Source organism: Tomitella biformata AHU 1821 (assembly GCF_000524475.1).
GTDB classification, from domain to species: domain Bacteria; phylum Actinomycetota; class Actinomycetes; order Mycobacteriales; family Mycobacteriaceae; genus Tomitella; species Tomitella biformata.
Map to the genome: position 1 here is coordinate 1 of NZ_BAVQ01000020.1, position 20247 is coordinate 20247.

20 protein-coding genes are annotated in these 20247 nt (G+C 65.5%); 2 read left to right on the top strand and 18 right to left on the bottom strand.

Going from position 1 to position 20247, the window contains the following annotated elements:
* Positions 1-470: 470 nt before the first annotated feature.
* A complete protein-coding gene (gene murA / locus TBIF_RS08015) occupies positions 471-1733 on the bottom strand; it encodes a UDP-N-acetylglucosamine 1-carboxyvinyltransferase (RefSeq protein ID WP_024794307.1) in 1263 nt (420 codons plus the stop codon).
* Between the two features lie 41 nt (positions 1734-1774).
* Here murA and TBIF_RS08020 point away from each other — a divergent pair, with 41 nt between their 5' ends.
* Positions 1775-2356, top strand: coding sequence for a cob(I)yrinic acid a,c-diamide adenosyltransferase (locus tag TBIF_RS08020; protein WP_024794308.1), 582 nt, complete (start codon positions 1775-1777; stop codon positions 2354-2356).
* A 96-nt stretch (positions 2357-2452) separates the two neighbouring features.
* On the opposite strand, the gene TBIF_RS08025 is transcribed toward TBIF_RS08020, so the two are convergent.
* The 16 genes from TBIF_RS08025 to rho all read right to left on the bottom strand — a co-directional run bounded on the left by TBIF_RS08025 (position 2453) and on the right by rho (position 17171).
* Positions 2453-2881: a DUF2550 domain-containing protein gene (locus TBIF_RS08025; RefSeq protein ID WP_235174590.1), complete on the bottom strand. Its 429-nt coding sequence runs from the start codon at positions 2879-2881 to the stop codon at positions 2453-2455.
* A 68-nt stretch (positions 2882-2949) separates the two neighbouring features.
* Positions 2950-3324 carry a F0F1 ATP synthase subunit epsilon gene (locus TBIF_RS08030; protein WP_024794310.1) on the bottom strand — a complete coding sequence of 125 codons (375 nt, stop codon included), beginning with the start codon at positions 3322-3324 and terminating at the stop codon, positions 2950-2952.
* A 9-nt stretch (positions 3325-3333) separates the two neighbouring features.
* Positions 3334-4779 (bottom strand): F0F1 ATP synthase subunit beta, encoded by a 1446-nt coding sequence (gene atpD, locus TBIF_RS08035; RefSeq protein ID WP_024794311.1) that lies wholly within the window; start codon positions 4777-4779, stop codon positions 3334-3336.
* Positions 4780-4782: 3 nt separating this feature from the next.
* On the bottom strand, positions 4783-5754 hold the full coding sequence (locus tag TBIF_RS08040) for a F0F1 ATP synthase subunit gamma (RefSeq protein ID WP_024794312.1): 972 nt from the start codon (positions 5752-5754) through the stop codon (positions 4783-4785).
* A 49-nt stretch (positions 5755-5803) separates the two neighbouring features.
* Positions 5804-7447 (bottom strand): F0F1 ATP synthase subunit alpha, encoded by a 1644-nt coding sequence (gene atpA / locus TBIF_RS08045; RefSeq protein ID WP_024794313.1) that lies wholly within the window; start codon positions 7445-7447, stop codon positions 5804-5806.
* An 82-nt stretch (positions 7448-7529) separates the two neighbouring features.
* Entirely contained in the window at positions 7530-8342 is an 813-nt protein-coding gene (locus TBIF_RS08050) for a F0F1 ATP synthase subunit delta (RefSeq protein WP_038170432.1), read from the bottom strand.
* A gap of 5 nt (positions 8343-8347) precedes the next feature.
* Complete coding sequence (locus TBIF_RS08055; protein ID WP_024794315.1) at positions 8348-8905, bottom strand: F0F1 ATP synthase subunit B; 558 nt, start codon at positions 8903-8905, stop codon at positions 8348-8350.
* Between the two features lie 3 nt (positions 8906-8908).
* Positions 8909-9166: an ATP synthase F0 subunit C gene (locus tag TBIF_RS08060; protein WP_024794316.1), complete on the bottom strand. Its 258-nt coding sequence runs from the start codon at positions 9164-9166 to the stop codon at positions 8909-8911.
* Between the two features lie 68 nt (positions 9167-9234).
* Positions 9235-10035: a F0F1 ATP synthase subunit A gene (atpB, locus tag TBIF_RS08065; protein ID WP_200182852.1), complete on the bottom strand. Its 801-nt coding sequence runs from the start codon at positions 10033-10035 to the stop codon at positions 9235-9237.
* A 238-nt stretch (positions 10036-10273) separates the two neighbouring features.
* Positions 10274-10717 (bottom strand): Cg1360 family ATP-synthase-associated protein, encoded by a 444-nt coding sequence (locus TBIF_RS08070; protein ID WP_235174592.1) that lies wholly within the window; start codon positions 10715-10717, stop codon positions 10274-10276.
* Between the two features lie 43 nt (positions 10718-10760).
* Positions 10761-11906, bottom strand: coding sequence for a glycosyltransferase family 4 protein (locus TBIF_RS08075; RefSeq protein WP_200182851.1), 1146 nt, complete (start codon positions 11904-11906; stop codon positions 10761-10763).
* Positions 11907-11959: 53 nt separating this feature from the next.
* Positions 11960-12613, bottom strand: coding sequence for an L-threonylcarbamoyladenylate synthase (locus tag TBIF_RS08080; protein WP_024794320.1), 654 nt, complete (start codon positions 12611-12613; stop codon positions 11960-11962).
* Between the two features lie 48 nt (positions 12614-12661).
* Entirely contained in the window at positions 12662-13567 is a 906-nt protein-coding gene (prmC, locus tag TBIF_RS08085; RefSeq protein ID WP_024794321.1) for a peptide chain release factor N(5)-glutamine methyltransferase, read from the bottom strand.
* Positions 13564-14643 (bottom strand): peptide chain release factor 1, encoded by a 1080-nt coding sequence (gene prfA, locus TBIF_RS08090; RefSeq protein WP_024794322.1) that lies wholly within the window; start codon positions 14641-14643, stop codon positions 13564-13566. The genes prmC and prfA overlap by 4 nt, the downstream gene beginning before the upstream one ends.
* Before the next feature lie 112 nt (positions 14644-14755).
* Positions 14756-14998, bottom strand: a complete 243-nt coding sequence (gene rpmE, locus TBIF_RS08095) for a 50S ribosomal protein L31 (protein WP_024794323.1) — start codon at positions 14996-14998, stop codon at positions 14756-14758.
* A 133-nt stretch (positions 14999-15131) separates the two neighbouring features.
* The gene (rho, locus tag TBIF_RS08100) at positions 15132-17171 is read right to left on the bottom strand and encodes a transcription termination factor Rho (RefSeq protein WP_024794324.1); all 2040 of its coding nucleotides are present in this window, start codon (positions 17169-17171) and stop codon (positions 15132-15134) included.
* A 426-nt stretch (positions 17172-17597) separates the two neighbouring features.
* Between rho and TBIF_RS08105 the strand changes: the two genes are divergently transcribed.
* A complete protein-coding gene (locus tag TBIF_RS08105; protein WP_024794325.1) occupies positions 17598-19220 on the top strand; it encodes a long-chain fatty acid--CoA ligase in 1623 nt (540 codons plus the stop codon).
* 76 nt (positions 19221-19296) lie between these two features.
* Here the strand turns inward: TBIF_RS08105 and thrB are convergent, their stop codons facing one another.
* Positions 19297-20220 (bottom strand): homoserine kinase, encoded by a 924-nt coding sequence (thrB, locus tag TBIF_RS08110; RefSeq protein WP_024794326.1) that lies wholly within the window; start codon positions 20218-20220, stop codon positions 19297-19299.
* Positions 20221-20247 lie beyond the last annotated feature (27 nt).

The following is a 20247-nucleotide window of genomic DNA, read 5'->3' on the forward strand; positions in this document are numbered from 1 at the left end:
AATTATTTGGCACTGACATTCATCGACACACTGTTGAGTTCTCAAAGAACACGCGCACACCGTAACTTCGGGGTTTCTTACCCCGTCGTTCTCAGTGGCGCACGTTTACTACCGTAGCACACACGCACGCTTGAAATTCCCGGTCCGTTTGGCCCGGGCTGCTGCTCGTTGCTCCGACTTGAACTAAGTTACGCCAAGATGCCCGGCACCACAACTCTGCAGGTCAGAGCGTCACGTCAACATGAACAACGGGATGTGTCCCGTCGGTGAGGTCCTCCTTTATCGCCCACGGGGCCCAGATTGAGTAGTCCTACTCTGACACTGCGAGCCAGAACGGGCCTGTAACGCAGACTGCCCCCGTCGCACATGCGCCCAGCCTCCGAAGAGGGGCGAACATCGAGGACGGGGGCAAGCGGTCGAGCTATCCGAAGGACGTGGTGGGACTCAGCGCGCAGGATCCGGGGAGCGGATCAGTCGGACGCGGGGACCCGGACAATCTCCACTCCGAGGCTCTTAAGGTCCTCGACGAATGATGGGTACCCGCGGTCGATGTGGAAGACGTCATCCACGATGGTGACCCCATCGGCCACCAAGGCGGCGAGGACCAGGCCGGCGCCAGCGCGGATGTCGGAGGACCAGACGTGTGCGCTGGAGAGCTGCGGGATACCGCGGATCGCGACGTGGTGACCGTCGATACGAGTCTGTGCGCCTAGGCGCATCATCTCCTCCACAAACCGGAACCGCGCCTCGAAGATGTTCTCGGTGATGACCGAGGTGCCATCAGCCACTGCGGCCAGCACTATCGCCATCGGCTGCAGATCCGTGGGAAAGCCCGGATAGGGCAATGTCGCGAAGTTCACCGCAACCGGGCGGTTGCGCTGGACCACCCGGAAACTGTTCTCACGTGTGGTGACCTCGGCCCCCACTGCGCGAAGCTTGTCGAGCACCAGGCTCAAATGCGCCGGGTCGATCCCGCTGACCTCGACATCTCCCTGCGTGATCGCCGCGGCGATACCCCAAGTGGCGGCGACGATACGGTCGCCAATCACACGATGCGAGGTCGGGTGCAGCTTCTCTACTCCCACCACACTGAGCACCGAGGTGCCCGCGCCCTCGATCCGAGCGCCCATCTGCACCAGCATGTCGCAAAGGTCGACGATGTCAGGCTCGCGAGCGGCATTGATGATCGTGGTCTCCCCCGTGGCGAGCACGGCGGCCATCAGGATGTTCTCTGTGGCGCCCACCGATGGGAACTCCAGGCTTACCTCGGCGCCATGGAGCGCTTCGGCCTCGGCCACGACGCAGCCGTGTTCGATCTTCGAGGTGGCGCCCAACTGACGAAGACCCTGCTGATGCATGTCTAACGGCCGAGAGCCGATCGCGTCTCCCCCAGGCAACGCCACTATTGCCCGCTTACACCGGGCGAGCAGTGGCCCCAACACACACACCGAGGCGCGGAACTTCTCCACCGCCTCGAAGTCCGCGCGGTACCGAGGCGTCTCGGGAGTGGTGATCTCGACAATGTCCCCGTCAAGTCGCACCACGCAGCCCAAACCCTCGAGCACGGCCGCCATCAACGGCACATCCAGAATGTCCGGGCAATTGCTGATAGTTGTAGTGCCCTCCGCGAGCAGCGCCGCCGCCATCAGCTTGAGGACACTGTTCTTCGCGCCGCTGACCACTACCCCGCCAACGAGCCTGCCACCACCGGTTACCAAAAATCGATCGCTCACAGCGAGACAGCCTATGCCAGATCACGGGGTACGGTACGACCATGGCTGTTCACCTGACACGTATTTACACCCGCACCGGCGACGACGGCACCACTGGCCTGAGCAATTTCTCCAGGGTGCGGAAGACAGATCCCCGGCTAATCGCCTATGCCGACTGTGATGAGACCAACGCCGCGATCGGCCTCGCGGTCGCCCTGGGGCAGCCGGCGGAGGGGATGCTGGTGGTGCTTCGACAGATCCAGAACGATCTGTTCGATGCCGGCGCCGATCTGTCCACTCCGGTGGAGGCGGACCCGAAGTACCCCCCGCTCAGAGTGACGCCGGTGTACATCGAGCGCCTAGAGGCGTGGTGCGACGATTTCAACGAGGAGCTGACTCCCCTCAACTCGTTCATCCTGCCCGGCGGCACCGTATTAGCTGCCCTGTTGCATTCGGCACGGACAATCTCCCGCCGTGCGGAGCGCTCGGCCTGGGCGCAGGTGCAGGAAAGTCCCGAGGACACGAACGTGCTCCCGGCGAAATACCTCAACAGGCTCTCTGACCTGTTGTTCATCCTCAGCCGCGTCGGGAATCCTGCTGGCGACGTGCTGTGGGTGCCGGGCGCCGCGCAAAAAGAGAGCTAGCCCCACGACTTGACCCCCCGGAAACAGAAGAAGGCCGCGAGCCTCCCCGAGAACTTCTCGGTGTGAGGTTGGCGGCCTTTCAACACAGCTCAGGAATTATCGGCGGACGCGGCGGACGGTCCGCTCCGGGGGCCTGGACTCGATCCATGACTGCAGGGCTGTCAGCGAATCACGATCGAGGGCAATCTCAAACTTGACTCCCCGACAGGCCACATCCACCACGGACACGCGCTCGGGCATGATCTCGAGCTCCCCAGCTTGGGGTTTGCGACGTCCGACTATCTCGATGTGGTGCCGACTGAAATGTGCGTCGGCCAGGATCCGGACACTGGAGAGCCGGAAATACCGCAGTTCGAGGTCGCCGTACAAAACGACCCCGTGTCGCCAGCCCGCATCGCCAACAGCGGGCAGCATCCGGAGCAGCACCGGAGTGCCGCCCTTGCGCACGTTCGCGAATCGATAGCAAAAAGCCGCGACGAGCCAAGAGAGAACTAGTGCGGTCAGGGCGAACACCAGAATGATCACTATGGTCACCCCGTTGTTCACACTGATCGGACCCCTTGGCTCGTCGCGACAGATTGGTAGTGCAGAGCTTACGTGGTGGCGCGCTCGACAGCCCTCAGGCGGCCCCGTGCTTGCAGCACGGAAACGCTCTCATCGGTGGCATCAGCAACGGTCGCCCGCGCCGCTTCCGCGTCGATATCCTCAGCCCAGTCCGCAGACTCGGCGAGGATGCTTACCTTCCCGGCAGTGACGGCCAGGAATCCGCCGTGCACTGCCGCGACCATACGCTCCCCGTCGGTGGTCGTGATCGCAATCACGCCGCCTTCGACGAGCTGGCCGAGGACGGGCTCGTGACCGGGCATAATGCCGATCTCGCCCTCGGTGGTCTGGGCCGAGACCATGGTGGCCGATCCCGACCACAGCTGCGCCTCGACAGCGACCAGTTCAACCGTCATCTCAGCCACGGGCTACCGTCACTTCCCGGCGATCTTGGCTGCGTTCGCCTCGACGTCGTCGAGACCACCGCAGCTGTTGAACGCCTGCTCGGGCAGGTGGTCGTACTCGCCCTTCGTGACCTTGTCGAACGCCTCGATGGTGTCCGTCAGCGGCACGACGGAGCCGACCTGGCCCGTGAACTTCTCGGCAACGAGGAAGTTCTGGCCGAGGAACTTCTCCAGGCGGCGCGCACGGCCGACCAGAACCTTGTCCTCTTCGGAGAGCTCGTCCATGCCGAGGATCGCGATGATGTCCTGCAGTTCCTTGTACTTCTGCAGGATCCGGATGACCTCCTGGGCCACACGGTAGTGCTCGTCGCCGACGATCGAGGGCTCGAGGATACGAGACGTCGAGGTCAGCGGGTCGACTGCCGGGTAGATGCCCTTCTGGGTGATCGCACGGGAAAGCTCCGTGGTCGCATCCAGGTGAGCGAAGGTGGTCGCCGGGGCGGGGTCGGTGTAGTCATCTGCGGGCACGTAGATCGCCTGCAGCGACGTGATCGAGCGACCACGGGTCGAGGTGATGCGCTCCTGGAGCTGGCCCATCTCGTCCGCCAGGGTCGGCTGGTAGCCCACCGCGGAGGGCATACGCCCCAGCAGCGTGGAGACCTCGGAGCCGGCCTGCGTGAAGCGGAAAATATTATCGATGAACAGCAGCACGTCCTGGTTCTGCACATCGCGGAAGTACTCCGCCATGGTCAGAGCGGACAGGGCCACACGCATACGCGTGCCTGGCGGCTCATCCATCTGGCCGAACACGAGTGCCGTGTCAGGAAGCACGCCCATCTCGTCCATCTCGAGGATGAGGTCAGTGCCCTCACGGGTGCGCTCGCCGACGCCGGCGAACACCGAGGTGCCCGAGAACTCGCGGGCGATACGGGTGATCATCTCCTGGATCAGAACGGTCTTGCCGACACCGGCACCACCGAACAGACCGATCTTGCCGCCCTTGACGTACGGGGTCAGCAGGTCGATGACCTTGATACCGGTCTCGAGGATCTCAGTCTTGCCCTCAAGCTGGTCGAAGGGCGGCGGCTGGCGGTGGATGCTCCACTGCTCGCCGTCACGGCCGGTGCCCGGCGCGTCCAGGCAATCGCCCAGCGCGTTGAACACGTGTCCCTTCACGACATCGCCAACCGGCACCATGATGGAGCTGCCGGTGTCGATCACGGTGGTGCCGCGGATGAGGCCATCGGTGGGCTGCATCGAGATGGTGCGCACCAGGCTGTCGCCCAGGTGCTGCGCAACCTCGAGGGTCAGCGTCTTGGCGACCTCCGGCAGAGCGATCTCTGCGTGGAGGGCGTTGTATAGCGCGGGCACGGCGCCGCGCGGGAACTCGACGTCCACAACGGGGCCGATGACCCGCACGACCCGCCCGGCGGTGGCTGTGCCAGCCGCGCTGTCCTGCGTCATTGCTGCGGTCATTGCTTAGTCACTTCCTGCGCTCGCGGACAGCGCGGAGGCGCCACCAACGATCTCGCTAATTTCCTGGGTAATCTGGGCTTGCCTGGCCTGGTTGGCCTCTCGCGAGAGGATATTGACCAGGTCCGATGCGTTATCCGTAGCCGCCTTCATGGCGGTACGGCGGGCCGCAGACTCCGACGCCGCGGCGTCGAGGAGTGCGGCATAGATGCGCGTGTTGACGTACTTCGGCAGCAGCGCGGCCAGCAGCGTCTCGGGCTCGGGCTCGAAGTCGTAGTCCGGGCGGGGGGCGCCGTTGCCGTTGTCGGAGAGCATGTCCTCGCCGAGTTCGACCACCTCCTCCTGCACGGTGACCTCGAGCGGCGCCATCCGCCGCACCTGCGGCGTCTGGGTCAGCATCGAGACGAACTGGGTGTACACGATGTGGAGCTCGTCGACTCCCTCGATCGTGCCCTCGCCGTTGGCAGCCTCGATCTCGCTGCCGGAACCGGCAAGGAACAACTCAACCAGGTGCCGACCTGCGCCAGCGGTGTCCGCGTAAGTGGGCTGCTGGGAGAAGCCAGACCACGCGCCGGCCAACGGACGGTCACGGAAGGTGTAGTAGCCCACACCCTTGTTGCCCGTCACGAACAGCACAACCTCTTTGCCCTCGCTGCGCAGCAGCTGGGACAGCTCCTCCGCCTCCTTGAGAACGTTGGAGTTGTAGCCGCCGCACATACCACTGTCGCTGGTCACAACGAGGATCGCAGCCCGCTTGGGCTCCGGGCGCTCGTTGAGCAGCGGGTGGTCGAGCGAGCCGGATGCGCTCGCCAGTTCCGTCAGGACCTTGGTGATCTCGACGGCGTAGGGCTTCGACGCGGCGACACGGGCCTGGGCCCGGGTGATCCGCGAGGTCGCGATGAGCTCCTGCGCCTTGGTGATCTTCTTGGTCGAGTTGACAGACTTGATCCTCGACCGCAATTCACGAAGGTTCGCCATTAGCCGGTCACACTCCCTTCACAACTCGTGGTGGCAATCATTGGGGAAATCACCTGGTAACCGATTTACGGTTGACGGTGACCTTCTCCTGATCGACTGCCTCGGGTGCGAGAGTGCTGGCCTCAGCCTCGTTGACGACCCGCGAGCCGTCAGTGGCGATGAAGCCCTGCTTGAAGTCGACCGTCGCAGCGTTGAGCTCTGCCGCGGCCTCAGGGGTCAGCGCTGCGCCGCCCTTGATGGCCTCGTAGACCCCGGGGGCGTTGCGGTGCGTGTCGTCCAGCAGGTCCGCGATGAAGCGGCGCACGTCGGCCACAGGGACCGAGTCGAAGTGGCCCTCGCCTGCGAGGTAGATCGTGACGATCTGGTCCTCGACGGCAACCGGACGGTACTGGTCCTGCTTCATCATCTCGACCAAGCGCACGCCGCGCTCGAGCTGCGCCTTGGAGGCCGCGTCGAGGTCGGAGGCGAAGGCCGAGAAGGCCTCGAGCTCGCGGTACTGAGCGAGCTCCAGACGCAGCGAGCCGGAAACCTTCTTCATGCCCTTGGTCTGCGCGTCGCCGCCGACGCGGGACACCGAGATGCCGACGTCGATGGCGGGGCGGATGCCACGGTTGAAGTAGTCCGCGTCCAGGAAGACCTGGCCGTCGGTGATCGAGATGACGTTGGTCGGGATGTACGCCGAGACGTCACCGGCCTTCGTCTCGATGATCGGCAGGCCGGTCATCGAGCCGCCGCCAAGGGCGTCGGACAGCTTCGCACAACGCTCCAGCAGACGCGAGTGCAGGTAGAACACGTCACCGGGGTATGCCTCGCGGCCCGGCGGGCGACGCAGCAGCAGCGAGATGGCGCGGTACGCCTCCGCCTGCTTGGTCAGGTCGTCAAAGACGACGAGAACGTGCTTGCCGTCCTCCATCCAGTGCTGGCCGATGGCGGAGCCGGTGTACGGCGCGAGCCACTTGAAGCCGGCCGAGTCGGAGGCCGGGGCGGCGACGATGGTGGTGTACTCCATCGCGCCCTGCTCCTCGAGCGCGGCCTTGACGCCGGCGATCGTGGAGCCCTTCTGGCCGATGGCGACGTAGATGCAGCGAACCTGCTTCTTCGTGTCGCCGGACTCCCAGTTGGCCTTCTGGTTCAAGATCGCGTCGATGCAGAGCGCGGTCTTGCCCGTCTTACGGTCACCAATGATCAGCTGGCGCTGGCCGCGGCCGATAGGCGTCATCGCGTCAATCGCGATCATGCCCGTCTGCATCGGCTCGCGAACCGGCTGGCGCTCCAGTACGGAGGCGGCCTGCAGCTCGAGTGCGCGGTCCTGGTTGGAAACAATTTCGCCGAGACCGTCGATTGGCTGTCCAAGGGGGTTCACGACACGGCTGAGGAAGGCGTCGCCCACGGGCACCGACAACACTGTGCCGGTCCGCTTGACTTCCTGTCCCTCTGCAATGCCGTCGAACTCGCCAAGGATAACTGCACCAATTTCGCGGGCCTCGAGGTTCAGGGCAACGCCCTTGACCCCGCCCGGGAATTCAAGCAACTCATTCGACATCACCGACGGGAGTCCGCTGATGTGTGCAATGCCGTCACCAGTGTCGGTGACTACACCGACCTCCTCGCGGGAGGCCTCCGGGGAGTAGCTCGAGGTGTAGTTCTCAATCGCGCTACGAATCTCGTCGGAGGAGATCGTCAGCTCCGCCATGTTCTTCCTGCTCTCGGGTATCTGTTGTGGACTGTTTCGAATGCAAAAGCTGTCTGACCCGCTTTGGGTCGCCTAAATGGGCTTAACCGATGTTCTTGCGAACTGAAGCCAGGCGACCAGCTGCGCTGCCATCGATGACCTCGTCACCGACCCGCACCACCAGACCACCAAGCAGTTGGGAGTCGACCTCCACATGCACGGCGATCGCTCTGCCGTACAGGCGCGTCAACGACTCGGTGAGCCGCTGGCGCTGCAATTCGGAGATCGGCGCCGCAGCACGGACATGTGCCACCGTCTGGTTGCGACGCACCGCGGCAAGGTTCGACAGCGTGTCGAACGAAGCGGCGGGAGCACCCTTGAGACGTCCCACAACCTGGGCGACCAGGGCCTGCGTCACCGCAGTCACCTTGCCGTAGAGCAGGCCGCTGATGAGCTGCTGCTTCCGGCTGGGCTCCGCGGTGCGGTCTGTGAGGACCGACTGCAGCTGGGGGTTGGCGTCCACAATGCGGCCGAGCCGGAAAAGCTCATCCTCTACCGTGGCCAGCTGACCCTGCTGGTCCGCCGAGATCAGCAAGGCCTCACGGCCGAGCTGCTCGATGGAGTCCACAAGGTCGCGTGCGCTGGACCAACGCTGTTCAACGGCTCCAGCCAGCACCGCGAAGGTGTTGTCGGAAACCTTGCCCTGGAACAGGTTGGCCAGGCCACGACGCTCGGCTGCCGGCAACGACGCGTCGGAGAGCAATCCCCGAAGCGCGCGGTCGCCGTCAAGCAGGGTGGTGACGCTGAACAGCTCGGAGCCGATCTGCGCAGCCGCCACACCGTCCGAGGACGACGACAGCTCACTCTTCAGCGTGCCCCTGGCATGCTCAAGCGCCTCGCGGCTCGCTGCGTACATCTCGGTCACTTGGCCGCCTTGCTCGCGGATCCGGCATCGACGGAATCCAGCTCGGTGAGGAAGCGGTCGATGGAGCTGGACCGGGTGACCTCATCGGACAGGGATGCGCCGAGGATCTTCTCGGACAGGTCCACGGCGGTACGGCCGAGATCGCTGCGGAGCTCCGCGACGATCTGCTGACGCTGGGCCTGTAGCTGGTTGCCGCCTGCCGCGATGATGCGATCGCTCTCGTCCTGAGCCTTGACCTTCATCTCATTGACGATCTGCTTGCCCTGCTCCTGCGCGTCCTCACGGATGCGCGAAGCCTCGACACGAGCCTCGGCGAGCTGCGCGTTGTACTGCTCGTACGCCGCCTGCGCCTTGGCCTGTGCCTCCTCGGCACGCAGGATGCCGCCCTCGATCTTCTCCGTGCGCTCCGCCATGGTGCGCGTGTAGATCGGCATCACGAACTTCCAGAAGAAGAAGCCGATGACGAGCAGGACGATGGCCGACCACACGATGTCGTAGGAGGCCGGGATGATGGGGTTGTTCTCTGCGAGAAACACCAAATCGGATGTGGGCATGGCTTAGAAAATGAAGCCGGTGACGATACCGATCAGCGCCAGGGCTTCGGTAAATGCAATACCCAGGAACATGGTGGTACGGATCTGGCCGGACATCTCCGGCTGGCGGGCCATGCCCTCGATGGCCTTGCCGACCACGATGCCGATGCCGATGCCGGGGCCGATGGCCGCCAGGCCGTAGCCGATCGCGCCGAAGCCCTTGAAGGTGGTCTCGACGCCATCCGCGGCCAGGATGTCCACAGCCTGCTGCGCAACGCTCATTGTTAATCCATTCCTATTCGTGTGCCTCAGCGCCCGGGTTTGGCCACCGAGTCAATCGGGGTTGTTGGTCAGTGCTCTTCCGCGTGGAGAGCAAGATCGATGTACACAGCTGTCAGCAGGACGAAGATGTACGCCTGCAGGAAGATGACCAGCATCTCGAACAGCGTGAAGGCGAAGCCGACAAGCAGCGAGCCGGCGCCGAAGGGGCGCATCCAGCCCTCGGCGCTGCCGAAGAAGAAGAACTGGGTGGCGCTGAAGAACAGCACCAGCATGATGTGGCCAGCCAACATGTTCGCCATGAGACGGACGGTCAGCGTGAATGGCCGGAGGATGAAGGTCGAGACGAACTCGATGGGGATCAGCAGGATGTGCAGCACGGGCGGCACCTGCGGGACCACCACGGAGGACTTCACGAAGCGGAAGAACCCGAACTTCTTGATGCCTGCGTAGTTGAACGCGATATAGGCGACCACGGCCAGAACCAGCGGTGCGCCGATCCTGGCGTTCGCGGAGATGTTCAGGAAGGGGATGATGCTCGAGAGGTTCTGCGAGAGCACCATGAAGAAGATCGTCATGAGCAACGGCAGGAAACGCTTAGCCTGCTCCTTGCCCAGGATCTCCTCCGCGATTTGGACCCGGACGAAGTCGAGTAAATACTCGGCCAGGTTCTGAACTCCGCGGGGCACGATCTTGGCCCGGCCCATGGCCACAGCGAAGAAGACCAGCAGCGCGGCGGTCATGATCAACCGCACCATCATCAGCCGGTCGATCTCGAACCATGTTCCCTCGAACAACAGGGAGCCCGGGAAGAACTCGTCCAGGGATGGAGGATGGAAGTCTCCGAAATTGAAAAACGACGTCGCGCTCAGCGGTCTCTCCCGTTCTCAGTCCGCCACGCAGCGATAGCGGTTCGATCGGATATGTCAGTGTGGTCAAACTTTCCGGCCCAGCGCCGAATTTGGCACGGACCAGCAGCCAGAGGGGCGATCGGATGACTCCAACCACCGCGCAACTGGACCGCAGAGGGCAGCCTATCAACCCGTTGGCCAAACTGTGACATTCGGGTCTGCCCGATTAGCCATACTACATGAGGTAGTACTAGGGGTGCTAGCGCCCCTCGTCGGGGGTCTCCGGCACCACATACGGCACCCTCGTGCGCACGATCGCCATCGTCTCCACCGTGAGCATGACGATCAGCGTCGCCACGATGGTGAGGACCAGGGCGACATTGTTATAGAAGTCCATGCCGCGCAGGATCGCCATCACCCCGATCGCGATGATCAGCTTGATCAGCCAGCTGCCCATGAGGACACCGCCGGTGGTGGTGGGCGGGGCATTGCGCATCAGGTACATCACCAGGACGGTGGCGATAATGAACGCGCCACCGAGCGCGGCGCCGATCAGCGCGCCCCACAGCCCCTTGGACCCTGCGGACAGGTAGGAGATGATCGAGCTGGCCACGGCCACCACGATCAGCCCGGAGCCGCCGTACCGGAGCGCCGCCACGAAAGGCGCGTGCTGGGGAATCGAGTCCTGCTGCTTTTCACTCACAGGCAGTCAGCTTACCGTCGACGGCCCAGGCCCTGACGGGGACTCACTTGGCGTCGCGGCGCAGCCTCGGCACGATGGTGATGATCAACGTCAGCACGAAGCCCCCGGCCACACCGGGCAGGACGTATTTTGCGCCGAGGATCGCGGGCGCAACGGCAGCGAAGGCGAGTAGTGCCGTCCACAGGTAGAGGACCAGCACGACGCGGCGGTGCGAGTGGCCGAGCTGCAGCAGCCGGTGGTGCAGATGCATCTTGTCCGGGCTGAAGGGGCTCCGCCCGGCCCTGGTGCGGCGCACGATCGCCAGGAGCAGGTCCAGCACCGGGATAAACATGATGGCGCCGACGACCAAGACCGGCGAGAGCAGCGCCAGCATGTCCTTGGTGCCGTAGGCGGCCAACCCGATGCGCCCCGAGGCGCTGGTCGAGGCCGCGGCCAGCATGAGCCCGATGAGCATCGAGCCGGAGTCGCCCATGAAGATCCGGGCGGGATGGAAGTTGTGCGGCAGAAAGCCAAGACAGGCGCCGGCCAGCGCGGCGGCGATCATCGCGGGCGGATAGGCGCTGACATCGCCCCCCTGCTCGCCGAGCAGGCCGATGGAGAAGAAGGCCACGGCCGCGGCCGCGATGAGCCCCACCCCCGCCGCCAGGCCGTCGAGCCCGTCGACGAAGTTCACGGCGTTGATCACGACCACGGTGATGACGACGGTGAGGAGGCCGGCCTGGAGCTGGTCCAGCACCACCGTCACTCCCCCACCCCACGGGACGAAGACCAGGAACCACGTGACGCCGAGGACCACCATCACTCCGGCGGCCGTTAGCTGGCCGACGAACTTGGTGAGCGCGTCGAGTCCCCAGGTGTCGTCGATAACCCCCACGATGACGATCACCGCTCCGGCGGCGATCACCGCGATGATGTCGGTCCCAAACTCGAAGCCCCTGTTCAGCGCAGGCAGCTGGCTCGCCAGGCCGAATGCGGTGAGCACGCCGATGTACATGCCGATGCCGCCCAGCCGGGGCGTGGGAATCACGTGGACATCGCGCTGCCGCGGGATCGCGACGGCGCCGAAGCGGACCGCGAGGATCCGCACCACGCCTGTCACCAGGAAGGTGACGACCGCGCTCGCGAGCACCAGGAGGCCCAGCTCGCGGAGTGGGACGCCGATGCCGCCCGATGACTGGGCAAGCAGCATCAGGGCAGGATCGGATGACGGCACGGGGATCACGCTACCGGGCTGGCCGGTGCTCAGCCGCGAAGCTGGTCGACGGAGAGTCCGACCACTTCGGCGATGGCCGCAGCAGACACAGCGCCCTCGCGCAGGATACGAGGCTGGCCCTGGCTGATGTCGACGATGGTCGACGCCATCCCCTGCTCGCACGGCCCGCCGTCGAGGTAGACGGACACGGCGCCGCCGAGCTGCTCCTTGGCCTCCCCCAGCGTTGTCGCCGGGGCTCGCCCGGAAATATTCGCGCTAGAGACTGCCATCGGGCCGTTTTCCCGCAGCAGCTCGATGGCGACGGGGTGCAGTGGCATCCGCAGCATCACCGTGCCGTGGGCATCGCCCAAGTCCCACGCGAGCGAAGGCGCTTGCTGCACAACAAGACTCAGTGCGCCAGGCCAGAAAGCGCGGGTCAGATCACGGGCCTGTGGGCTCACCGAGAACACGAGTCCGTCGATGGTGTTCCAGGACCCGATGAGCACCGGTACTGGCATGTCCCGGCCCCGCCCCTTCGCCCGGAGCAACGCGGTGACCGCATTGCTGTCGAAGGCGTCGCAGCCGATGCCGTAGAGGGTGTCGGTGGGCAGCACCACAAGCTTGCCCGCGCGCAATGCGCTGCGGGCCGCCAGCAGTCCCGCAGCCCTCGAGGCCGGCTCCGCGCAATCAAAGTCACTACTCACAAGAAACCATCCAACCACTCGACATCGCGCGCACCAATGGGACCCTGATCACTGCAGCCATTCGGCCTCCGCCGCCGTCGCCTCCCTGCGCGCGACCACAAAACGGGGCCTGCCGGCCAGGTCCGGATGCTCGGAGACCTCGCCGAACACCCGTCGGGCTCGGAACAGGTCCGCGGTATCGGTGCCGTTGGTGTCGTCGTGCTCGATGGCCACCGCCCCGCCGATCCGCAACAGGCGGGCGGCGTTCGAGACGAGAGGGCGGATGACCGAGAGTCCATCCGCGCCGGCGAACACGGCGATCGCCGGGTCATGATCGCGCACCTCCACGTCCACCTCGGTGGCGTCGGGCACGTACGGCGGGTTGCTGACGATCAGGTCCACGCCGCCCTCAAGCTCGGCGAGGAGATTGCGATCGGTGACATCGCCCTGGGTCAGGTGGATAGGGGTGTCCCCCGCCGCAGTCTGCGCGTCGGCGTTCCGGCGGGCCCAGCTCAGCGCCCGCGGATCCAGCTCCACCGCGTGCACGACGGCGTCCGGCCGCGCGTTGGCGATCGCGAGGGCCAGAATCCCGGAGCCGGTGCACAGGTCCAGGACCACGGGCGGCTCGTCACGGTGGTAGTTGCCCTCCAGGTAGGCCAGGGCCCAGCCGAACAGCAGCTCTGTCTCCGGCCGGGGAATGAACACGCCTTCCCCGATCGCCACGGTGATGTCCCCCATGTGCGCCTCGCCGATCAGGTGCTGCAGCGGCTTTCGCGTGGCCCGCTGCGCGATGAGCGCCTCGTACGCGTCGAGCACGTCGCGGTCGACCAGCGGGACCAAGCCCAGCCGGGGCCGCTCGACGCCCACTACGTGGGCGGCCAAGATCTCGGCGTCGATGCGCGCATTGGGGACGCCGGCCTCCTCGAGGATCCGAGCGCCTTCGAGGATCGCCAGGCGGAACGGCTGGCGGCTCATTCTGCCTGCATCCGGGTCTCACGGTCGGCGAGCGCGAGGGCGTCGAGTAGCGGGTCCATCTCGCCGTCGAGGACCACGTCGAGGTTATGCGCCTTGAAGCCGATGCGGTGGTCGGCGATGCGGTTCTCCGGGTAGTTGTAGGTGCGGATGCGCTCGGAGCGGTCCACGGTCCGGATCTGGCTCGCACGTCCCGCCGCCGCCTCCGCGTTTGCCGCCTCGTCGGCCGCGGCCTTGAGCCGCGCCGCAAGCACCAGCATGGCCCGCGCCTTATTCTGGATCTGCGAGCGCTCGTTCTGGCAGGTCACGACGAGGCCGGTGGGCAGGTGTGTCAGGCGCACCGCGGAGTCGGTCGTGTTCACGCCCTGGCCACCCTTGCCGGAGGAGCGGTAGACGTCTACACGCAGGTCGGCGTCGTTGATCTCGATCTCGTCGACCTCGTCGGGCTCGGGATAGACGAGAATGCCGGCGGCCGAGGTGTGCACGCGGCCCTGCGACTCGGTGACAGGCACACGCTGCACGCGGTGCACCCCGCCCTCGAACTTGAGCCGCGCCCAGACACCGTCGCGAGAGTCGCCCTTCGACTTGATCGACAGGGTCGCATCCTTATAGCCGCCGAGGTCCGACGTGGTCGCGTCGAGCACCTCGACCTTCCAGCCGTGGCGCTCCGCATAGCGGATGTACATGCGGGCCAGGTCCGCCGCGAACAGCGCAGACTCCTCGCCGCCCTCGCCGCACTTGACCTCCATCACGATGTCGTCGCCATCGTGGGGGTCCCGGGGGGCCAGCAGGTCCGCGAGGTCCGCGCCGAGGGTGTCGACGAGCTGTGCGAGCTCCGCGGCCTCCGCGGCAAAGCTGGAGTCATCGGCAGCCAACTCCTTGGCGGCCTCGAGGTCCTCTTGCGCACGGACGAGCCGAGTGTAGGTGGACATGACCGGCGCGAGCTCCGCGAACCGCTTGCCGGCCCGCCTGGCCGCGGTCGGATCCTCATGTAGCGAGGGGTCCGCCAGCTGCTGCTCAAGCCCTGCGTGCTCAGCCAAAATATCGTCGATGGCTGACGACGTCCGGGTCCCGGCCATGATCAATCACTCCACTCGGTTCCGATGCGGCGAAAAGTATTCAGCCAAAACTGGCTAGATAGAAAAGCCGACGCCCGGCCTGCGAGATGCAGGACGGGCGTCGGCGGTGAAGCTACTTGGCGTCGGCAGCCTCAGCGTCAGCCTTGCCCGCACGCTTGCCGTAACGCGCCTCGAAGCGAGCGACGCGGCCGCCCGTGTCAAGGATCTTCTGCTTGCCCGTGTAGAACGGGTGGCACTGGGAGCAAACTTCGACGGTGATCCGTCCGCTCTCCTTGGTGCTGTTGGTCTCGAACGTGTTCCCGCAGCCGCACACGACCGTGGTCGCGACGTAATCGGGGTGAATGCCAGCCTTCATGGGGTCCTCTCGGGAATGGTCGCCGGGTCGGCCTCGAGGTTTCGAAGTCGTGAACCGGAACCGGACTCAACTGTTCAAGTATGCCAGAGCCGATTTTGTTCCCGACTCCGGCATACCGCTTGTTCGATCCTGCTTATTCGCTACTGCCGCCGAGCGCAGTCTTCGAGACCTGCATCAAGAACTCGTAGTTGTTGCGGGTCTTCTTCATCTGATCCATCAGCACATCGATGGCCTGATGCGAGTCTAGACCGGACATGACACGGCGCAGCTTGTGCATCACCGCCGCCTCCTCCGGAGCCAGCAGCAGGTCATCGCGCCGGGTGCCCGACGGGTTGATGTCCACGGCCGGGAAGATCCGCCGCTCTGCGATCTTGCGGTCCAGCTTGAGTTCAGCGTTGCCGGTGCCCTTGAACTCCTCGAAGATCACCGTGTCGCCCTGCGAGCCGGTCTCGACCATCGCGGTGGCGATGATCGTCAGCGAGCCGCCGTCCTCGATGTTGCGCGCAGCGCCGAGAAAACGCTTCGGCGGGTACAACGCGGTGGAGTCGACACCACCAGACAGGATCCGGCCGGAGGCGGGCGACGAGTTGTTGTACGCGCGGCCGAGGCGGGTGATCGAGTCGAGCAGGACGACGACGTCCTTGCCCATCTCCACGAGCCGCTTGGCCCGGGCGATCGCCAACTCCGCGACGGAGGTGTGATCTGACGGCGGCCGGTCGAAGGTGGACGCGATTACCTCGCCGCGCACGGAGCGCTGCATATCGGTGACCTCTTCGGGCCGCTCGTCCACCAGCACCACCATGAGGTGGCACTCGGGGTTGTTGATCGCGATCGCGTTCGCGATGTTCTGCAGGATAGTGGTCTTACCCGCCTTGGGCGGGCTCACGATCAGGGCGCGCTGGCCCTTGCCGATCGGCATGATCAAGTCGATGATCCGCGTGGTGAGGACCTTCGAGTCCGTCTCCAGGCGTAGCCGCTCGTTCGGGTACAGCGGGGTGAGCTTGGAGAAGTCCGGGCGATGCTTGGCATCCTCGACCGGGCCGCCGTTGACCGAGTCCAGACGCACCAGCGGGTTGAACTTCTGCCGCTGGCTGCCCTGCTCCGACTCCCGCGCGACGCGGACAGCGCCGGTGATGGCGTCGCCCCGGCGGAGGCCGTTCTTGCGGATCATGTTCATCGACACATACACGTCGTTCGGTCCGGCCAGGTAGCCCGAGGTGCGCACAAAGGCATAGTTGTCCAGCACGTCGAGGATGCCAGCGACGGGCTGCACCACATCGTCCTCGCGGACCTCCATGTCCACGTTGCCATCGCCGTGCTCACGGGTGCCGCGGCCACGACGCTCACGGAAGCGCCGGCCACGACGGTTGCCGTCGGCGCCTTCGCCATCTCGTCCGTCACGTCCATCACGCGAGCGGCTGCGCTGGTTGTCGCGACCGCCCTGGCTGCCGGACTGCTGACGGCCATTGCCGTCCGAGTCGGAATCCGAGTGGCTCGACCCCTGGTTGCTCGAGCCCTGATTGCTTGAGCCCTGGTTACCGCCACCCTGGTTGCGATTACCTTGACGGCCTTCGCCACCTTGGCGCTCGCCCGATCGCTGGCGACGGTTGCGACGCCCCTCATTGTCACCGGACTGCGAGTTGCCAGCCTGCGAGTTGCCGGCCTGGGCGTTGCGGTTCCCCGCACCGCCGTCGGCACCCTTGTTCTGCTCACCGGAGCTCTCCCCGGCGGCAGCGGTACTGATCTCGGCGGCCTTCGACTCGGTCGCGGTCACCGCCGGAGCCTTGGCCTCGGACACGGGCGTCTGGACCTGCTTGGGCTCAACGGCCTTGGCGGTAGCCACCTTGGGCTCCGAGCCCTGGGCTGGAGCAACCTTGGTCTCGACGACCGGGGCTGGGGCCGCTTTCGCGACAGGCGCCTTCGCAGCAGCCTTGGCGGGGGCCGCCTTCGCCTTGGCGGGGGCCTGCTTCCCCTGGTGGTCGCGCACAGCTGAGAGCAGGTCGCCCTTGCGCATGCCCGACGTGCCCTTGATGCCCAGTTGCCCGGCAAGGCTGCGCAGTTCGGGGAGGAGCATGGTCGATAGTCCGCCGCTCCGGCGCGCATCGGCACGCTTGGTTGCAGTAGATCCGGCAGCCGACTCGACGCCGGTGGTGCTGAGGTCCGTATCGGTCACGGAAGTCCTTTCCTTACCCCGGATGCAACTCATGGCACTGGGGGTCGATCCGCTGGCCGTAGATTACGAGCCGAGCGGTATGGCATCCATCCCGCGGATGGAGATGCATATGTCGTTCCACAAAGAACTGCCGCTGCACCGCGTCCGCGATCATGCCCCCCGAGGCCCCAAACGAAGAAGCACAACGAGAACCTTGAACTGCAGGGCCGAGAAACCCGAGAGACACACCGATGAAATCGGGAGGGATTGTCCTTAAGAATAATCGGCGTCGAGTGCGCACAAATTGTGGACTGAATCAAGGATAGCCCGCAGGACGACTCGCGGCAACATCCGCCGCCCCAACCACGCTGCCAACCCCTAGACTGTGACAGATGACACCGGTGAGGTGTCTATTTGCATGGGAAAATTCGCCAGTCAGGAGTCTTAATGCTCAGCACGATGCAAGATGCCCCTCTTTCGATCAGCCAATTGCTTCGACACGGCAGCTCGGTGCACGGCGAGCAAGAGGTGATCACGTGGACAGGCGAGGAGTCCAAGCGCGTCAGCTACGCGGAGGTCGGCCGCCGCTGCGCGAAGCTGGCGCACGCACTGCGCGGCCTGGGCGTCACTGGCGACCAGCGGGTCGGCACCTTCATGTGGAACAACTCAGAGCATCTCGAGGCCTACCTGGCGATCCCCTCGATGGGTGCCGTGCTCCACACCCTGAACATCCGGCTCTTCCCGGAGCAGCTGGTCCACGTGGTTAACCATGCCGAAGACCACGTCATCATCGTGGACCCGACTCTGATTCCCCTGCTTGGCCCACGCCTGCCGGAGTTCACCACCGTCAAGCACATCATCGTCACCGGCTCCGACACGTCCGCCCTCCAGGCGCCGGCGGGCATCACGGTCCACAGCTACGAGCAGCTCATCGCCGGCGAGTCGGACGTGTTCGAGTGGCCCGAGCTGGACGAGCGCACGGCGGCGGCCATGTGCTACACCTCCGGCACCACCGGCGACCCGAAAGGCGTTGTCTACTCCCATCGTTCGATCTGGCTGCACTCCATGCAGGTCTGCATGACTGATGGCATGGCGCTGAGCCAGGGCGATATCGCGCTGGCCATCGTGCCGCAGTTCCACGCGATGTCCTGGGGCCTGCCGTACGCGGCGTTCATGATCGGCGCCTCCCTGCTGATGCCAGACCGATTCCTGCAGCCAGCGCCCATCGCGGACATGATCGAGGCCATCAAGCCCACGTTCGCCGCCGCTGTCCCCACCATCTGGCAGGGCCTGCTGCTGCACCTCGAGGACCACAAAGCCGATATCTCCAGCCTCCGCAGCGTCGTCGTCGGCGGCTCCGCAGTGCCGCCGTCCGTGATGCACGCCTTCGAGGAGCGCTACGGCATCCCCGTGCTGCACGCCTGGGGCATGACAGAAACCTCGCCACTCGGCTCGGTGGCGCAATGCCCCGCCGGGGTCACCGGCGACGAGGCCTGGGCGTACCGCTACACCCAGGGCCGTTTCCCCGCCGGCGTCGAGGCCCGACTCAAGGACGACGACGGCAACCTGGTGCCGCACGACGGCGAAAGCGTTGGCGAGCTCCAGGTCCGCGGACCATGGATCGCCGGCGGCTACTACGGCGTCGACAGCGCGGACAAGTTCGACGACGGCTGGCTGCTCACCGGCGACGTCGGCCACATCACCAAGGACGGCTTCCTCACCCTGACCGACCGCTCGAAGGACATCATCAAGTCCGGCGGCGAGTGGATCTCCTCGGTGGACCTGGAGAACTCGGTGATGGGCCACCCGGACGTCCTAGAAGCCGCGGTCATCGGCATCCCCGACGAGAAGTGGGATGAGCGACCACTGGTCGCCGTCGTGCTGCGCGACGGCTCCAGCACCACGGTGCAGGAGCTGCAGGACTTCCTCGCGGGCAAGGTCGCCAAGTGGCAGCTGCCGGAAAACTGGGCCCGCATCCAGGAGGTCCCGAAGACCAGCGTCGGCAAGTTCGACAAGAAGCGCCTGCGCGGCCAGTACCAGGACGGCGACCTCACCGTGGACCGGCTGTGATCCTCTAGTCCTCTAGCGAACAGCTCGGGCCGACCTCCATTTCTGGAGATCGGCCCGAGCTGTTCGCACTGCTGCGTCAGATCAGGCTCGCGCCCGCCGCGACATCGACTGCGAGGACTGTGAAGCCGTCGGCCTCCGCCTCGAGGCGCAAAGCCTCCGGCAGCGGCTGTGTGGTCAGTGCCAGGACACTCGGCCCGGCCCCGGAGACCGCAGCCGCGATCCCCTGCTCGCGCAGGCGCTTCATCCAATGCGCGGTGCGAGGCATGGCGGCGGCGCGCTGCGGCTGGTGCAGCAAATCCTCTGTGGCCTCCAGCAGCAGGTCCGGCCGCGAGGTCAGCGCGACGACGACCAGCGCGGATCGGCTGACATTGAACGCGGCGACCGCATGGTCCACCACCGCAGGCAGCAGACCGCGAGCCTCGGAGGTGGCGCCGCGATCGGCCGGCACCAGCGCATAGGCGCGGATACCCGGGTGCACCTCGAGGCGCACCGCGGAGTAGCAGCGGTCCGCACCGCACTTATCGGTCCAGGACACCACGGCACCGCCCAGCACGCTGGCGGCGGCATTGTCCGGGTGTCCCTCGAACTCGGATGCCAGCTGCAGTAGCTGTTGCTGCGTCAGCGCCCGTTCCGGAACCACGGCCTTGACGAGCTCGTTGGCGGCGAACAGTCCGCCGACGGCCGCAGCCGCGGAGGACCCGAGGCCGCGCGAATGCGGAATATTGTTCTCACACAGCACCTTAAGGCCACTCGCCCACACTCCGGCGGCCTCCAAGCCGCGCTCGATGGCACGCACCACGAGGTGGGTCGAGTTCAGCGGGACATCCCCCGAACCCTCCCCCCGAACCTCGATCACGAGGCCCGAGTCGATCGCGGTCACCTCGATCTCGTCCCAAATGCCCAGCGCGATGCCCAGCGAGTCGAAACCCGGTCCCAGGTTGGCGCTGGAGGCGGGCACCCGGACCCGCACGACGGTGCCAGCCGTAATCACCTTGGTCATGTCAGTCTGATCCCTGGCAGTATTCGC